Origin of the sequence: Planosporangium mesophilum (assembly GCF_016863255.1) — a bacterium.
GTDB classification, from domain to species: domain Bacteria; phylum Actinomycetota; class Actinomycetes; order Mycobacteriales; family Micromonosporaceae; genus Planosporangium; species Planosporangium mesophilum.
The window spans coordinates 1-16944 of the sequence record NZ_BOON01000008.1; the positions used below are offsets into that span (position 1 = coordinate 1).

12 protein-coding genes, 2 pseudogenes and 2 riboswitches are annotated in these 16944 nt (G+C 73.4%); of the genes and pseudogenes, 11 read left to right on the top strand and 3 right to left on the bottom strand.

The features are described 5' to 3' along the window. Positions 1–56 precede the first annotated feature (56 nt). Both Pme01_RS05435 and Pme01_RS05440 read right to left on the bottom strand, forming a co-directional pair. Complete coding sequence (locus Pme01_RS05435; RefSeq protein ID WP_168117528.1) at positions 57–242, bottom strand: CsbD family protein; 186 nt, start codon at positions 240–242, stop codon at positions 57–59. 59 nt (positions 243–301) lie between these two features. Beyond that, positions 302–1786: an MFS transporter gene (locus tag Pme01_RS05440; protein WP_168117529.1), complete on the bottom strand. Its 1485-nt coding sequence runs from the start codon at positions 1784–1786 to the stop codon at positions 302–304. 208 nt (positions 1787–1994) lie between these two features. Then, a riboswitch (cobalamin riboswitch) is annotated at positions 1995–2121 on the top strand. Positions 2122–2198: 77 nt separating this feature from the next. Here Pme01_RS05440 and cobN point away from each other — a divergent pair. Then, a complete protein-coding gene (gene cobN, locus Pme01_RS05445; protein ID WP_168117530.1) occupies positions 2199–5861 on the top strand; it encodes a cobaltochelatase subunit CobN in 3663 nt (1220 codons plus the stop codon). A 72-nt stretch (positions 5862–5933) separates the two neighbouring features. Beyond that, positions 5934–6455 carry a hypothetical protein gene (locus tag Pme01_RS05450; protein WP_168117531.1) on the top strand — a complete coding sequence of 174 codons (522 nt, stop codon included), beginning with the start codon at positions 5934–5936 and terminating at the stop codon, positions 6453–6455. 4 nt (positions 6456–6459) lie between these two features. Here the strand turns inward: Pme01_RS05450 and Pme01_RS05455 are convergent, their stop codons facing one another. Further along, positions 6460–7029 carry a hemerythrin domain-containing protein gene (locus Pme01_RS05455; protein WP_168117532.1) on the bottom strand — a complete coding sequence of 190 codons (570 nt, stop codon included), beginning with the start codon at positions 7027–7029 and terminating at the stop codon, positions 6460–6462. Positions 7030–7195: 166 nt separating this feature from the next. Continuing rightward, positions 7196–7322: riboswitch (cobalamin riboswitch) on the top strand. A gap of 81 nt (positions 7323–7403) precedes the next feature. Between Pme01_RS05455 and Pme01_RS05460 the strand changes: the two genes are divergently transcribed. The 9 genes and pseudogenes from Pme01_RS05460 to Pme01_RS05495 all read left to right on the top strand — a co-directional run. Further along, positions 7404–9326 (top strand): VWA domain-containing protein, encoded by a 1923-nt coding sequence (locus Pme01_RS05460; protein WP_168117533.1) that lies wholly within the window; start codon positions 7404–7406, stop codon positions 9324–9326. After that, positions 9326–9940 (top strand): cob(I)yrinic acid a,c-diamide adenosyltransferase, encoded by a 615-nt coding sequence (cobO, locus tag Pme01_RS30755; protein ID WP_239088037.1) that lies wholly within the window; start codon positions 9326–9328, stop codon positions 9938–9940. The genes Pme01_RS05460 and cobO overlap by 1 nt, the downstream gene beginning before the upstream one ends. Then, positions 9934–11271, top strand: coding sequence for a cobyrinic acid a,c-diamide synthase CobB (locus tag Pme01_RS05465; RefSeq protein WP_239088038.1), 1338 nt, complete (start codon positions 9934–9936; stop codon positions 11269–11271). The genes cobO and Pme01_RS05465 overlap by 7 nt, the downstream gene beginning before the upstream one ends. Next, the gene (gene cobI / locus Pme01_RS05470) at positions 11262–11978 is read left to right on the top strand and encodes a precorrin-2 C(20)-methyltransferase (protein WP_168117535.1); all 717 of its coding nucleotides are present in this window, start codon (positions 11262–11264) and stop codon (positions 11976–11978) included. Before Pme01_RS05465 ends, cobI begins: the two co-directional genes overlap by 10 nt. Continuing rightward, positions 11975–12793, top strand: coding sequence for a precorrin-4 C(11)-methyltransferase (gene cobM / locus Pme01_RS05475; RefSeq protein WP_168117536.1), 819 nt, complete (start codon positions 11975–11977; stop codon positions 12791–12793). The genes cobI and cobM overlap by 4 nt, the downstream gene beginning before the upstream one ends. Continuing rightward, positions 12783–13925: a cobalt-precorrin-5B (C(1))-methyltransferase gene (locus Pme01_RS05480; RefSeq protein ID WP_168117537.1), complete on the top strand. Its 1143-nt coding sequence runs from the start codon at positions 12783–12785 to the stop codon at positions 13923–13925. The genes cobM and Pme01_RS05480 overlap by 11 nt, the downstream gene beginning before the upstream one ends. Then, positions 13907–15079: pseudogene (gene cbiE / locus Pme01_RS05485) on the top strand (precorrin-6y C5,15-methyltransferase (decarboxylating) subunit CbiE); the annotation flags it as partial. The gene Pme01_RS05480 and the pseudogene cbiE, both read left to right, overlap by 19 nt. Continuing rightward, complete coding sequence (gene cobJ / locus Pme01_RS05490; protein WP_168117539.1) at positions 15076–16782, top strand: precorrin-3B C(17)-methyltransferase; 1707 nt, start codon at positions 15076–15078, stop codon at positions 16780–16782. The pseudogene cbiE and the gene cobJ, both read left to right, overlap by 4 nt. Then, positions 16770–16928: pseudogene (locus Pme01_RS05495) on the top strand (4Fe-4S binding protein); the annotation flags it as partial. The gene cobJ and the pseudogene Pme01_RS05495, both read left to right, overlap by 13 nt. Positions 16929–16944: the final 16 nt, after the last annotated feature.

A 16944-nucleotide genomic window follows, 5' to 3' on the forward strand; every position in this document is an offset into this window, starting at 1 on the left:
GGGGGCGCCCGGAGATCTCCGGGCGCCCCCGCCGTGATGATCGGCGTCAGATCCGGTCAGCTCTTGAACACGTCCTTGACGGCGTCCTTGACCTTCTCGCCGGCCTGCTTGAGGTTCGCCGACGCCTGGTCGCCCTTGCCCTCGGCCTCAAGGCTCTCGTCGTCGGTCAGTTTGCCGACGCCCTCCTTGACCTTGCCGCCAAGGTTCTCGGCCTGGTTGCTGGCCTTGTCGTCGTATCCCATGTCAAGCCTCCCCTTTCTGTGGAGATACTGGTTACTTACCCGTCGGCCGGCAGTCTCAATCAGGCCGTGGCCGTACGGGTCGGCTTGTCGACACTCGGCACCCGGCTGACCACCGACAGCGGCTTGGCCACCTGCTCGAGCGAGCGCCCGTGGGCCGGCACCGCGTAGAACAGCGCGACGAGTCCGCCGACGGCCATCAGGCCGGCGCCGACGAGGTACCCGTAGAACAGCGGCGTGGGGTTCTTGGCGTCGCCGATCAGCTGGGCGAACACCCACGGGGCGATCACACCGCCGACGACCTGCGCGATCGCGAAGAAGAACGAGATCGCCTGGGCCCGCAGCTCGATCGGGAAGATCTCGCTGACGGTGAGGTACGCGCTCGACGCCCCGGCCGAGGCGATGAAGAACACCACGCACCACAGGATCGTCTGGGTGACGGCGTTGAGCGCGCCGATCCAGAACAGGTACCCGCTGACGGCCAGGATCGCCGCGGACAGCAGGTACGTGCCCGCGATCATCGGCTTGCGGCCCCAGGTGTCGAAGAGGCGCCCCAGCAGCAGCGGGCCGAGCAGGTTACCCAGCGCGAACGGGAAGAAGTACCACGGGATGCTCTGGTCCGGGATGTGGTAGAAGCCCGCCAGTACCAGCCCGTACGTGAAGAAGATCGCGTTGTACAGGAACGACTGGGTGACCAGCATCGAGAAGCCGAGCAGCGAGCGGCTGGGGTAGTCGCGCAGCATGACCCGCGCGATCTGCCGGTACGTGACCTTCTCGGTCGGCCGGACCTCGATGACCGCGTCCTCGCCGAGCTCGGGCAGTTCACGCCCGTCGGCGCGGACCCGGTCCTCGATCTCGCGGACCGTACGCTCGGCCTCCTCGGCGCGGCCGTGGGTGAGCAGCCACCGCGGGCTCTCCGGTACGTGCTTGCGCAGCTGCCAGATCGCCAGGCCGATCACCGGGCCGACGAACAGGCTGACCCGCCAGCCGATGTCCTTGGGCAGGATGTTCGGGTTGAGCAGGATCAGCTGCGAGGCGGCGCCGATCATGGCGCCCATCCAGTACGTCCCGTTGATCGCGATGTCGACGCGGCCCCGGTACCGGGCCGGGATCAGCTCGTCGATCGCCGAGTTGATCGCGGTGTACTCGCCGCCGATGCCCATACCGGCGATGAACCGCATCGCCAGGAACGACCACAGGTTCCAGGCGAAGCCGGACAGACCGTTGAAGACGAGATAGATGCCGAGCGTCACCAGGAACAGGTTGCGCCGGCCGAGCCGGTCGGACAGGCGGCCGAAGACCAGGGCGCCGACGACCTCGCCGAGCAGGTAGATCGAGGCGGTGAGCCCGACCTCACCGGCCGTCAGGTGGAGGGTGTTCTGGTCCTTCAGGACGGAGGCGATGGACGCCGCCATCTGGATCTCCAGCCCGTCGAGGACCCAGGCGACCCCGAGCGCGACGACCACCAGCCAGTGGAACCGCGCCCAGGGGAGCCGGTCTATGCGGGCCGGTACGTCACTTCGAACGGTCTGTTCGGTACTTGTCATGGGGGCACCTCCGACTGCCGTTTTCTCCCGGCTGCGGAGAAGTCAAACGCCGTTCACCTGCCGCTGTCGGCGGCCGGGCCCCGCCGCGCTCCCGCCGCACCGATCCAGGAGAAATGGCGCCACAAAGCGGACACGCCGCGGACCACAACTTCTAGATCGACGCGGACCCCTCAGGCGGCATGCCGTAGCATCCGCCACGGCGGCAGTGGAGGAACCCGGTGGAAATCCGGGGCGGTCCCGCCACTGTCACCGGGGAGTGACCCTCGTTCTGCGCCACGGCCGCACCGCGCGGCGGGAAGGCTGAGGGAAGCGTCGATCCGGAAGCCAGGAGACTCCGGCCGCCGCCGGGACCCCGCGTCCCGACCTTCGACCCTGCGACCGGGGCGCGGACCCCGACGGGAGTAGTGCCTTCATGACCTTCGTGCTGCTGTCCACGGCCGACACCGATCTCCTGGCAGCCCGGGCGAGCCAGGCCGGTTGGCTCGTCGCCAACCCCACCCGGCTGGAACCCGCGGACGTGCCGGCCCTCCTCGACGGCGCCGAACTCGTGGTCGTACGGCTGCTCGGCGGCCGGCGGACCTGGCCGGACGGGCTGGACGCGGTACTGCGCGCCGGAGTACCGGTGGTCGCGCTCGGCGGCGAGGCCACTCCGGACGCCGAGCTGACCGCACTGTCCACCGTGGCCGCAGGCGTCGCTCACGACGCCCAGCGGTACCTCGTCGAGGGCGGACCGGACAACCTGCGTGAGCTGTACCGGTTCCTGTCCGACACGGTGCTGCTGACCGGCGAGGGCTTCGCGCCGCCGGCCGTGGCACCGGCCTACGGCGTACACGGATCTTTCGAGCGGAGGCCCGAGCGCCCCACGATCGGGATCGTCTTCTACCGCGCCCACGCGCTCGCCGGGAACACCGCGTTCGTGGACACCCTCGCGGCCGCGATCGAGGACGCGGGCGGCAACGCGCTGCCGGTCTTCGCCTCGTCACTGCGTACGGTCGACGAGGGCCTCGCCGAGGTGCTGGGCCGCTGCGACGCGCTGGTCGTCACGGTGCTCGCCGCGGGCGGCACCCGGGCCGCCGACGCGAGCGCCGGTGGTGACTCCGACGCCTGGTCGGTGGAGGCCCTCGCCGCGCTGGACGTGCCCGTACTCCAAGGCCTCTGCCTGACGTCGAGCCGGGCGCAGTGGGCCGGCTCGGACGCCGCGCTGACGCCCATGGACGCCGCGATGCAGGTCGCGATCCCCGAGTTCGACGGGCGGTTGATCACGGTGCCGTTCTCGTTCAAGGAGACCGGGCCGGACGGGATCCCGGTGTACGTGGCCGACCCCGAGCGGGCGGCCCGGGTGGCCGGCATCGCGCTGTCGTACGCCCGGCTGCGTTCGATACCCAACCGGGACAAGCGGCTGGCGATCCTGCTGTCGTCGTACCCGACGAAGCACTCCCGGGTGGGCAACGCGGTCGGCCTGGACACCCCCGCCTCGGCCGTGGAACTGCTACGGGCGCTGCGCGCGGCCGGGTATGACGTCGGTGACTCCTGCGAGCTTGCGAGCGGGAGCGGCAAGTCCTTTCCGGAGGACGGCGACACGCTGATCCACTCGCTCATCGCGGCCGGCGGGCACGACGTGGAGTGGCTGACCGAGGACCAGCTGGCGGCGGCGCCGATCCGGGTGCCGGCCGCGCAGTACCGCCGCTGGTTCGACGCGCTGCCCGTCGACCTGAAAGCCGACATGTTGGACAAGTGGGGCGAGCCGCCGGGCGAGCTGTACGTCGACGGGGACGAGATCGTCCTAGCCGGCCTCCGGTTCGGCAACGTGACGCTGATGATCCAGCCGCCGCGCGGGTTCGGCGAGAACCCGATCGCGATCTACCACGACCCGGACCTGCCGCCGTCGCACCACTACCTGGCCGCGTACCGGTGGCTGGCCGGCAACGTCGACGCCGTCGTCCACCTGGGCAAGCACGGCACCCTGGAGTGGCTGCCGGGCAAGGGGCTCGGGCTGGCCGCCGGCTGCGCGCCCGACGCGGTGCTGGGCGACCTGCCGCTGGTGTACCCGTTCATCGTCAACGACCCGGGGGAGGGGACCCAGGCCAAGCGCCGGGCCCACGCCACCGTGGTCGACCACCTCGTGCCGCCGATGGCCCGCGCCGACACGTACGGCGACCTGGCGAAGCTGGAGCAGCTGCTCGACGAGTACGCGACCGTGCAGGCGCTCGACCCGGCGAAACTGCCGGCGGTCCGGGCGCAGATCTGGACGCTGATCCAGGCCGCCCAGCTCCACCACGACCTGCACCAGTCCGACATGCCGGGCGAGGACGAGTTCGACGACTTCATCCTGCACGTCGACGGGTACCTGTGCGAGATCAAGGATTCGCAGATCCGCGACGGTCTGCACATCCTCGGCGCGGCCCCGCAGGGCGAGGCGCGGGTCAACCTGGTCCTCGCCGTACTGCGGGCGCAGCAGGTCTGGGGTGGCAGCCACGCCTTCCCCGGCCTGCGTACGGCCCTCGCGGCGCATTTCGGGCTCGCCGAGGCCGACCTGCTGGCGGGGATCGCGCCCACCGGCGCGCCGGCCGGGCTGACCGCGATCGCCGACGGGCCCGCCACCACCGCCGCCGACCTGGTCGACCTGCTCGAGGCCGTCGCGCGCAAGCTGGTACTCGGCTGCGAGACCCTCGGCTGGGACCCGGCCAAGGTCCCGGCGGTCGTCGCCGAGGTCGTCGGGGAGCCGGTGGCCGAGGTGGAGCGCGTCCTGCGGTTCGCCGCCACCGAGGTCGTACCCCGGCTGAACGCCACGACCGACGAGCTCACGGCCGTCGTGCACGCCCTCGACGGCGGGTACATCGCGGCCGGCCCGTCCGGCTCACCCACCCGTGGCCTGGTCAACGTGCTGCCGACCGGGCGCAACTTCTACTCGGTCGACCCGAAGGCCATCCCGTCTCGCAACGCCTGGGAGGTCGGCCGGGCGCTCGCCGACTCGCTGCTGGCCCGCCACCGCGACGACACCGGCGAGTGGCCGGCGCTGGTCGGCCTCACCGTCTGGGGCACCAGCGCCATGCGTACCCAGGGCGACGACATCGCCGAGGTCCTCGCCCTGCTGGGCTGCCGGCCGACCTGGGACGACGCGTCACGCCGGGTCACCGGCTTCGAGATCGTCCCGCTGGCCGAGCTGGGCCGCCCCCGCGTCGACGTGACCATCCGCATCTCCGGCTTCTTCCGCGACGCGTTCCCGCACGTCGTGGGGCTGCTGGACGACGCGGTCGCGGCGGTGGCCGGGTTGGACGAGCCGGTCGATCAGAACTTCGTCCGGGCCCACGCGCTGGCCGACGCGGAGCAGCACGGCGACTGGCGGCGGGCCACCACCCGGATCTTCGGCTCCAAGCCCGGTGCGTACGGGGCCGGCCTGCTCCCGCTGATCGACGCCCGGAACTGGCGCGACGACGGCGACCTGGCCGAGGTGTACGCCGTGTGGGGCGGGTACGCGTACGGGCGCGGTCTGGACGGCCGGGCGGCCCGGGACGACCTCGAGACCGTGTACCGCAGGATGTCGGTCGCCGCCAAGAACGTCGACACCCGCGAGCACGACATCGCCGACTCCGACGACTACTTCCAGTACCACGGCGGGATGGTCGCCATGGTCCGCAGCTTGCGCGGCAGCGACCCGGCCGCGTACATCGGCGACTCGCACGTACCGTCGTCGGTCAAGACCCGTACCCTCGCGGAGGAGACGAAGCGGGTGTTCCGGGCCCGCGTGGTCAACCCCCGCTGGATCGAGGCGATGCGCCGCCACGGGTACAAGGGCGCCTTCGAGCTGGCGGCGACCGTGGACTACCTGTTCGGCTACGACGCCACCGCCGGGGTCGTCGACGACTGGATGTACGAGCAGCTCGCGGCCTCGTACGTGGGTGACCCGGGGGTGCGGGACTTCCTGGAGAAGTCCAACCCCTGGGCGCTACGGGGGATCACCGAGCGGCTGCTCGAAGCGGCCGACCGGGGGCTGTGGGCGGAGCCACGGCCGGAGACGCTCGATCAGCTGCGCGAGGCGTACCTGGCCGTGGAGGGCGACCTGGAGGGCTCCTGACTCTTTGGCGTACGGGCTCCGGGGCGGGTAGCCTGGCGCGGCCAGGTGATTACTGAGAGTGAGTCCCGTACCGTGTCCACTAGCCTCTCCTCCGTCATAGCGGCCACTGCCCAGTGGCTGGTCCGCGCCTACCCGGGGCCCGGGGGCACGTTCAGCGCGACACTCGCCGAGGTGCAGGCGCGGCAGGCCACCACGGTGGCTGCCTGGCTGCGGTACCCGACGGCGCTGGACGCGGCGCTGGTCGACATGCTGGGGCCGGGCGGCTCGGACCGGCTGGACTGGCTGGCGGGAGCCGAGGGGCAACACCCGTCCGAGGAGCACGCCTGGCGTACCTGGGTCGACGAGGTGGTCGCGAGCTGGGCGGCGTGCCTGCTCGCCGACCCCGAGCTCGCGACCGCCGCCGTGGCCGCGGTGGCCAACAGTGAACACATGATCGGGCTGTACTGCGACTTCCTGCGCCTGACCACCCCCGACGACCGGGACCGGTACGCGGCAATCCTGCTGCGGCACCCGGACCTGACCGGGCCGGTCGCCGACCTGCACCGCACGCAACTGCTCGAACTCCTGGACAACGGCGCGGCCGAGGCCGCCTGACGGGTCAGTCCTTGCGGCCCTTGGTGGCCTTCCGCATCGCGTCGCGGACCCGGTCGAACACGGCCAGCGGCGGCCCTGCGAGAATGTTGCCGATCGCCGACTCCGGAGTCTTGGGGTGGGGCCGGGTCGGTGCGGTCTTCTCCGCCAGCCGTACCGCGTCCGCCATCCGGCGGAGCTGGTCGGCGTCCACCTTCTCGCGCAGCTGCGAGAACTCGTCGCGCTCCTCACGCTCCGCGTGCTGGAGGACCGCGTTCTTCAACGCCTGGAACCGGATGTCGAACTCGGGCTTGTCCGGGCCGAGGTCGTACAGCTCCGCGAGCATGTGCTTGGCCTGGTCCTCCTCGTGCAACCGCTGCTCCACGATCTGCTGACCGGCGTTGATCACCCGGGCCGAGACCGGGTGGACGACCTCTTCCTCGGCGGTCTCGTGGATGGCCAGCATCCGTACGATGTCCTCGAACACCTGGCGCTTGCGCTCGCCCTGCGCCTGGTCCATCTCGCCGAACATCTGGCGGATCTGGTTGTGCTGGTCGACCAGCAGCTCCACCACGTCCTTTTCCCGCGTCGTGGTCATGGACACGACTCCTCACGTCGCCTTGTGTGCGGTCGAGTGCCGACTTCCCCGATCGGGCCCGCTCATGCACACGCCCACGCCGCGTCGCCCATCTGGCGATCATGGGGCCTGTCACGTTGACGTGGGCCGGGGCGGTGGGACAACATGACCTCCAGAACGGCGGTGGAGGAACCCGGTGCGAGTCCGGGGCGGTCCCGCCACTGTTACCGGGGAGCGACCCCTCACCGACGCGCCACGGCCGCATCTGCGGCGGGAAGGCCGAGGGAGAGCGCCGATCCGGGAGCCAGGAGACTCCGGCCGTTCGCTGACACACCGATACGCGGGCGTGGACACCCGCGGAAGGGATAGCGCATGGCCTCGCGCCTGAACGGCGGATGATCCCGCCGTACCCGTTCGCCGCCGTCGTCGGCCTCGCCGACCTGCGCCTGGCGCTGCTGCTCACCGCCGTCTCGCCGGCCGTCGGCGGGGTCCTGGTACGCGGCGAGAAGGGCACCGCCAAGTCGACCGTGGTACGGGCCCTCGCGAGCCTGCTGCCCGAGGTCGACGTCGTCCGGGGCTGCCGGTTCGCCTGTGACCCGGCCGCGCCCGACGCCTCCTGCCCGGACGGTCCGCACGCCGACCCCGACCGCGTGACCCGGCGGTCCACACTGGTCGAACTGCCGGTCGGCGCGACCGAGGACCGGGTGATCGGCTCCCTGGACCTGCAGCGGGCGCTCGGTGACGGGGTCCGGGCATACGAGCCCGGCCTGCTCGCCGCCGCCCACCGGGGCGTGCTCTATGTGGACGAGGTCAACCTGCTCCCCGACCACCTGGTGGACCTGCTGCTCGACGCCGCCGCGATGGGCCGCGCCCACGTCGAGCGCGACGGCGTCTCGGTGCAGCACGCGGCCCGCTTCCTGCTGGTCGGGACGATGAACCCGGAGGAGGGGGAGCCCCGCCCGCAGCTGGTCGACCGGTTCGGCCTGGTCGTCTCGGTCTCCGCTCCGGACGACCCGGCCCAGCGCGCCGAGGTGGTGCGCCGGCGGCTCGCGTACGAGGCCGACCCGGCGGGCTTCGCCGCGCGGTGGGCCGGCGAGGATGCCGCGATCGCCGGGCGCATCGCGACGGCGCGTGGTCGACTGCACGATGTGCGCCTGCCAGATACCGAACTGGACCGGATCGCCCGGATCTGCCTCGCGTACGGCGTGGACGGGCTGCGCGCCGACATCGTGATCGCCCGGGCCGCCATCGCCCTGGCCGCCTGGCACGGCCGTACCGAGGTGACGCCCGCCGACGTGGCCGACGCCGCCCGGCTCGCGCTGCCGCACCGCCGCCGGCGCGACCCGCTCGACCCGCCCGGTACCGACGAGCAGCGCCTCGACGAGGTCCTGGAGGAGAACCGGCCGGACCCCGACGACGACCCACCGCCCGGAGGCGGCGGCCCGAGCGGCCCGAGCGACGACGGCCCGGATCAGGGCGGTCCGGACCAGAGCGGCCCGAGCGATGCCGCCCCCGACGACCGGGGGGTGAGCCAGGAAGAAAACGGACAGCGGAGGCAACCGGCGCCGGTCGGTGCCGCGTACCGGCCGAAGGCGCTGCGGGTACCCGGCCGGGGCGTCGGCGGTCCGTCCGGAAAGCGCTCGTCGGCGTACGCGCGGACCGGCCGAGTGGTCGGCTCGCGACTGCCGGCCGGCCGGCTGACCAGCGTGCACCTGTCCGCGACGATCAGAGCCGCGGCCGCCCGCGGCAGCCGCCGGGTGGGCCGACCCGATCTCCGCGAGGCGGTACACGTCGGCCGCGAGGCGAACCTCGTCCTCTTCGTCGTCGACGCGTCCGGTTCGATGGCGGCCCGGCAGCGGATGCGGACCGTGAAGACGGCCGTCCTGTCGCTGCTGCGCGACGCGTACCAGCGGCGCGACAAGATCGGCATGATCACGTTCCGGGGCGCGGGCGCGCAGCCCGTCCTGGAGCCGACCACCAGCCACGAGGTCGGCGTGGCGAGGCTGAAGGACCTGCGCACCGGCGGGCGTACCCCGCTCGCCGAGGGACTACGCGCTGCCGTACGCACGCTCGCCGCCGAACGCCGTCGTGACCCGCACCGCCGCCCGCTGCTCGTCGTCGTCACCGACGGCCGGGCCACGTCGGGTGCCGACCCGCTGACCGTCGCGCCGGCCCTCGCGGGCACGGCCGCCGTCGTCGTCGACTGCGAGTCCGGCCCGGTCCGGCTCGGCCTGGCGAAACGGCTGGCGGCAGCGCTCGACGCCGACCACATCCCTCTCGAGGCCCTCGACGCGACGACGATCAGGAGGGCAGCCTGATGCCCCAGGGAAAGCCGGAGCAGGTACCCGACGACGGCCTCACCACCCGGCAGCGGCGCCGCCAGCCGGTCCTGGCCGTGCATACCGGTACCGGCAAGGGCAAGTCGACGGCCGCGTTCGGCATGGCGCTGCGCGCCTGGAACGCCGGCTGGCCGATCGCGGTCTTCCAGTTCGTCAAGTCCGAGAAGTGGCGGGTCGGCGAGGAGGCCGCGTTCCGGGCGCTCGGCGAGGTCCACGACGCCAAGGGCATCGGCGCGCCGGTGACCTGGCACAAGATGGGCGAGGGCTGGTCGTGGATCCAGCGCGAGGGCACCGAGCGGGACCACGCCGCCGAGGCGGCCGAGGGCTGGGCCCAGGTCAAGCGCGACCTCGCCGTCGAGCGGTACCGCTTCTACGTGCTCGACGAGTTCACGTACCCGATCAAATGGGGTTGGGTCGACGTGTCCGATGTGGTCGGGACGCTGCGCGAGCGGCCCGGCAACCAGCACGTCGTCATCACCGGCCGGGACGCGGCGCCGGAGCTGATCGGCGCCGCCGACCTGGTGACCGAGATGGGCAAGGTCAAGCATCCGATGGATGCCGGCCGCAAGGGTCAGCAGGGCATCGAGTGGTAGACGTCGCGAGGGTCGTCATCGCCGCGCCCGCCTCCGGGCACGGCAAGACGACCATCGCCACCGGGCTGCTCGCCGCGTTCGCGGCCCGCGGCCTGACCACCGCCGGTTTCAAGGTCGGTCCGGACTACATCGACCCCGGGTACCACACGCTCGCCGCCGGCCGGCCCGGGCGCAACCTCGACCCGGTCCTCGTCGGCACCGACCTCATCGCGCCGCTGTTCGCGCACGGCGCGGGCGGTGCCGACCTGGCCGTGGTCGAGGGCGTGATGGGCCTGTACGACGGGCGTACCGGCGCCGGCGAGCACGGCTCCACCGCCGAGGTCGCGAAGCTGCTGGACGCGCCGGTCATCCTGGTGGTCGACGCGGCCGCCCAGGGGCGCTCGGTCGCCGCGCTCGTCCACGGCTTCCGCAGCTTCGGCGACGGCGTCCGCCTCGCGGGGGTCATCCTCAACCGGGTCGGTTCGTTCCGGCACGAGGACCTGCTGCGCGAGGCGCTGGAAGACATCGGTACCCCGGTCCTGGGTGCGCTGCACCGGCACGAGGAGGTGGCGGTGCCGTCGCGCCACCTCGGGCTGGTACCGGCGGTCGAGCGCCGGGCCGAGGCGGTGGCCTCGGTCGCGTCGCTCGCCGAGGTCGTCACCGCCTCGGTCAACCTGGACGCGGTCCTCGCGGTCGCGCGGTCCGCGCCGTCGCTGGCCACCGAGGCCTGGTCGCCGGAGGCCGAGACACCGGTCCGGGCCCGACCGGTGGTCGCGGTCGCCGGTGGTCCGGCCTTCAGTTTCGGGTACGCCGAGACCGTCGAACTGTTACGCGGGGCGGGCGCCGAGGTGGCCCTGTTCGACCCGCTGCACGACGGTTCGCTTCCCGAGGGGACGCGCGGGCTGGTCGTCGGCGGCGGCTTCCCCGAGGTGTACGCCTCGGAGCTGTCGGCGAACAAGCCGCTCCGGGCGTCCGTCGCCGCGCTGGCCGCGAGCGGCGCCCCGATCGCGGCCGAGTGCGCCGGGCTGCTCTGGCTGTGCCGGACCCTGGACTCCGCGCCGATGTGCGGCGTCCTCGACGCCGACGCGAGCATGACGCCCAAGCTGACCCTGGGGTACCGGGACGCGGTGGCGGTGTCGCCGAGCTGGCTCGCGCCCGAGGGCGCCCGGGTGACCGGCCACGAGTTCCACCGCACCGCGGTGATCCCCCGCGCCGCCGGGGCCGCGGCGTGGGCATGGCGCGACGCGCCGCCGGAGGGGTACGTCCACGGCAACGTGCACGCCTCCTACCTGCATCTGCACTGGGCGGCCCACCCGGAGTTCGCACGCCGGCTGGTGACCTCATGCGTCTGATCGGAGTCGGGGTCGGCCCCGGCGATCCGGAACTCGTCACCCTCAAGGCGGTACGGGTGCTCGCGACCGCCGGCCGGGTCTTCGTGCCCGTACTGGACGCGGCCGACACGGGCCGCGCGGAGGCGACGGTACGTGCCCACGCCTCGCACGAGCGGATCGAGCGCCTCGTCTTCGCGCTCAACGAACGCACCGACACCGCGCGGCGGGAGCGGCACTGGGACGCCGCGGGTTCGCGGGTCGCGCAGTGGCTGCGCGACACCGGCGGTACGGCGGCTTTCGCCACGATCGGCGACCCCAACGTGTACTCGACCTTCGGCTATCTCGCCCAGACCGTCCGGGACCTGCTGCCCGACGTTGTCGTCGAGACCATCCCCGGGATCACGGCCATGCAGGCGATGGCGGCGGCGTCGGGTACGCCGCTGGTCGAGGGCACCGAGCCGCTGACCCTGCTGCCGCTGGCCCGGGGTGTCGAGCCGCTGCGGGACGCGCTGACCGGCGACGGCACGGTCGTGGTGTACAAGGGCGGCCGCCACCTGCGCCGGATCGCGGAGCTCGCGAAGGACGCCGGCCGGGACGCCGTGTACGGCGAGCACCTCGGCCTGCCCGACGAACGGGTCCGATCACTGTCCGATGTCGATGATTCCGGCCCGTACCTGGCGACCGTGCTGCTGCCGGCGCGCCGCTCCAGCCGAGGAGGCAAGCTATGAGTGACGGTGCTGTTCCTAGGGGCAGAGCAACCTTTGTCGGCGCCGGCCCGGGCGCGGCCGACCTGATCACCGTCCGGGGTGCCCGCGCGCTGGAGCGCGCCGACATCGTGGTGTGGGCGGCCAGCCTGGTCTCCCCGGACGTGCTGGACTACGCGTCCCCGGCCGCCGAGATCGTCGACTCCGCCGAGCTGACGCTGGAATCCACGGTGGACATCTACCGGCGGGCGGTGGCCGATGACCTGCACGTGGTACGCCTGCACTCCGGCGATCCGGCGCTGTGGGGCGCGATGCAGGAGCAGCTCGAACACTGCGAGCGGCTCGGCCTGACCGTCGAGGTGGTCCCCGGGGTGTCGTCGTTCTCGGCCGCCGCCGCGGCGGTACAGCGGGAGCTGACCGTGCCGGAGGTGGCCCAGTCGGTGATCCTGACCCGCCTGGAGGGCGGCAAGACGCCGATGCCCGCGGGGGAGAGCGTCCGGGAGTTCGCCCGGCACGGTACGACCATGGCGCTGTTCCTGTCGGCCGCGCGCGCCAAGCAGCTCGCCGAGGAGCTTCAGGCCGGCGGGTACGGCCCCGACACCCCGGTCGTGGTCGCCTACCGGGTCACCTGGCCCGACGAGCTGATGCTGCGCTGCACCGTGGGCACCTTGGCGGAGACCGTACGCGAGCACAAGCTCTGGAAGCACACGCTGTTCCTGGTCGGCCCGGCGCTGGACGCGCACGGTACCCGCAGTCACCTGTACCACCCGGGGCATTTCCACGGGTACCGGCGGGCCGACCGGACGGCGCGTCAGGCGCTGCGGGCCAGTGGTGGATGACGTCCCCTCGCTGCGCGAGCCCGACCTGCCGCGTACCGCGAAGGTACGTCCGAAGGCGCTGCGTACCGGCTGGACCACCGGTACCTGCGCCTCGGCGGCGGCGAAGGCGGCCGCGTCGCTCCTGCTCTCCGGCGAGCCACCGGCCTGGGTGGAGGTCGCGCTGCCCAGCGGCCGCCGGGTGACGTTCGCCGTGGAGAGCACCGTCGTCGCGGACGGTGTCGCGACCGCCGTGGTGGTCAAGGACGCCGGCGACGACCCCGACGTGACCCACGGCGCGCACCTGACCGCGACGGTGTCGTGGCTCCCCGCGGGCGACGGCGTCGAGCTCGACGGCGGCGAGGGCGTCGGTGTGGTGACCAGGCCCGGCCTGGGCCTGGAGGTCGGCGGGCCGGCGATCAACCCGGTACCCCGCGAGATGATCACGCAGGCGGTGCGCGAGGTGGTCGGCGGGCGCGGCGTACGCGTCGTGATCAGCGTGCCCGGCGGCGAGAAGATGGCGCGCAAGACCACCAACCGCCGACTCGGAGTGCTCGGCGGCATCTCGATCCTCGGTACCACCGGGATCGTGCGGCCCTTCTCCACCGCGTCGTGGCGGGCCAGTGTCGTGCAGGCGGTCGCAGTCGCGGCGGCGCAGGGCGAGCAGACGATCGTGCTCTGCACCGGCGGGCGTACCGAGAAGGGCGCGATGGCGCTGCTGCCGGACCTGCCCGAGGTGTGCTTCATCGAGGTCGGTGACTTCACCGGGGCGGCGCTGCGGATGGCGGTCGAGCGGGACGTCGGCCGGGTCGTCTTCGTCGGCATGGTCGGCAAGCTCACCAAGCTCGGGGCGGGCGTACTGATGACGCACTACACCCGGTCGGCGGTCGACACCGGCCTGCTGGGGCGCCTGACGTCCGCGGCCGGCGGGTCGCAGTCGCTGGTGGACGACGTCGCGGCGGCGAACACCGCCCGGCACGCGTACGAGCTGTGGCAGGCCGCCGGCCTGCTGCGCGCCGCCGGGGACGCGCTCTGCGCGCGGGTACGTGACGTGCTCGTCGCCTTCACCGACGGCGCCGTCTCCGCCTCCGTCGCGATGGTCGACTTCACCGGTAAGACCGTGGTGGCCGCGACCGAGCCGGGGTGGGTGTCATGATCACGGTCATCGGCTGCGACGGTGGCCCGCTCCCACCGGCGGCGCAGGCGCTGCTCGCCGGCGCGACCCTGGTCGTCGGCGCCGCCCGCCACCTCGACACGGTGAAGACCGACGCCGAGCGGATCGTGCTGGGCAACGTCGCCGATGCGGTCGCCCGGCTGTCCACATCCGACGGTCGCGCGGTCGTCCTGGCCAGCGGCGACCCCGGCTTCTTCGGCATCGTCGCGACCCTGCGCCGCGCCGGGCTGGACCCCGAGGTCGTACCGGCGCCGTCGTCGGTGGCCCACGCCTTCGCCCGGCTCGGCCTGCCCTGGGACGACGCGGTCGTGGTCTCCGCGCACGGCCGCGACCTGCGCCGCGCGGTGAACGTGTGCCGCGCGCACCGCAAGGTCGCGGTGCTGACCGCGCCGGGCGCCGGCCCGGTCGAGCTGGCTGAGGCGTTGAACGGCACCCCGCGCCGGATCGTGGTGGCGTCCCGGCTCGGTACCCCCGACGAGCGGATCACCGACCCCGACGGCGACTGGGCCGATCCGAACGTCGTCCTGGTCCTGGGTCCCGCCGTCGAGCCGTCGCCGCGCTGGGTGGCCGGCCCGCAGCCCGGCCCGACCGCATGGGCGCTGCCCGAGGCGGCCTTCGCCCACCGCGACTCCATGATCACAAAGGCGGAGGTACGGGCCCTCGTGCTCGCCCGGCTCGGCCCGCGCCTGGGTGACCTCGTCTGGGACGTCGGCGCCGGCAGCGGCTCGGTGGCGGTCGAATGCGCCCGGCTCGGCGCGGCCGTGATCGCGGTCGAGCACGACGCCGACGCGTGCGAGCGGGTGCGGCGCAACGCGGAAGCGTTCACAGTGGACGTCGGCGTGGTGCACGGCTCCGCCCCGGCGGCGCTGGCCGGCCTGCCCGAGCCGGACGCGGTGTTCGTCGGCGGCGGAGGGGCGGCCGTGCTCGTGGCGTGCCTCGAACGCCACCCGGCGCGCGTGGTCGCCGCGTACGCCGCGCTGGAACGCGTCGGCCCGGCGCTGTCCGCGCTGACCGACGCCGGGTACCGCGCCGACGGTACCCAGCTACAGGCCAACCGGTTCGCCCCGCTGCCCGGCGGCGTGCACCGGCTGGAGGCGACCAATCCGGTGTACGTGGTGTGGGGGGAGCGGCCGTGATCGCATTGGTGACCGCGACGGCCGCCGGACGGGCCCTGGCGGATCGGCTCGCCGCGGCCTGGCCCGGCGAGACGACGCGTCGCGGGGGGCCGGTGGGCGACCAGATCCGCGACGCCTGGCCGCGGGCGGAGGCGCTGGTCTGCTTCCTCGCCGCCGGCGCCACGATCAGGCTCGTCGCGCCGCTGCTCGGGGACAAGCACACCGACCCCGGCGTGGTCTGCGTCGACGAAGCGGGCCGGTACGCCGTCGCGCTGCTGGGTGGCCACGGCGGCGGCGCCAACGAACTGGCCGCGCGGGTCGCCGCCGTGCTGGGGGCGCAGCCGGTCGTCACGACCGCCACCGACGCGAGCGGGGTGACGCCGCTGGACACGTACGGCCGGGACCTCGGCTTCCGGCTGGTCGACTCCTCGCCGGTGGCGCGGGTGACAACGGAGGTCCTCAACGGCGCCCCGCTGCGGGTCGGGTCCGACCAGACCTGGCCGCTCCCGGCGCTCGCGTCGTCGGACGGCTCACCCGGCCGCCCGGTGTCGCTGGCCGTCTCCGACCGCGTCGACGCCGACGGGGATCTCGTCTACCGGCCGCCGTCGCTCGTGGTCGGCGTGGGGGCGAGCCGCAACGCGCCCGCCGACGAGATCGACGAGCTGATCGCGAAGTCCCTGGCCGAGGCGGGCGTGGTGGCGGAGTCGGTCCGCTGCATCGCCACCGTCGACCTCAAGGCCGACGAGCCGGGCATCGTCGAGGTGGCCGGGCGGCACGGCTGGCCGGTGCTGACCTACCCGGCCGAGAGACTCAAGCAGGTCGACGTGCCCAACCCGTCCGACGTGGTCAACGCCGCCGTCGGTACGCCCAGCGTGGCCGAGGCGGCGGCGCTGACCGCGGCGCGGGAGGCGGGACGAGCCGCGGACCTGATCGCGCCGAAGCGGGCCAGCGCCATGGCGACCGTGGCGGTCGCCCGGTTGACCCCGCGCGGGCGGCTGACCGTCGTCGGGCTCGGCCCGGGCGCCGAGGACCTGCGTACCCCGCGCGCGACGGCCGTGCTGAAAAGAGCGGGCGTCGTCGTCGGCCTCGACCAGTACGTCGACCAGGTACGCCACCTGCTGACGCCGGGGACGCGCATCGTGGCGAGCGGACTCGGCGCGGAGGAGGAGCGGGCGCGTACCGCCGTCGAACTCGCCACCGCCGGGCACGCGGTCGCGCTGATCGGCTCCGGGGACGCGGGCGTGTACGCGATGGCCTCCCCGGCCCTGCAGGTCGCCGGCGAGGACGTCGACGTCGAGGCGGTACCGGGGGTCACCGCCGCCCTCGCCGCCGCCGCGCTGCTGGGCGCGCCGCTCGGCCACGACCACGCGTACCTGTCCCTGTCCGACCTGCACACGCCGTGGCCTGTGATCACCGAGCGGCTGCGCGCCTGCGCCGCCGCCGACCTGGTGGTCTGCCTGTACAACCCGCGCAGCCGCAAGCGCCAGACGCAGTTCGACGAGGCCCTGGCCATCCTGCGCGAGCACCGGCCCGACACCACGCCGGTCGGCCTGGTCCGGCAGGCCAGCCGCGCCGACCAGCGGGTCACCGTGACCACGCTCGCCGACCTGGCCGAGGACCCGGCACGAGTGGACATGTTCACGGTGGTGCTGGTCGGCTCGACCCGCACCGAGGTCAGGGCCGGCCGGATGGTCACCCCCCGGGAGTACCGATGGCTGCCGTGACGATCGCCGGCTGCGCCGGCTGCGGGGCCTGCCTGCTCACCTGCCCCACCCACGCGATCCGCCCGGACGGCGGCCGCCTGTACGTCCGTGACGACCTGTGCACCGGCTGCGGGGAGTGCGTCGAGGTCTGCCCGGTGGATGCCGTGTACCTCACCGAAAGCG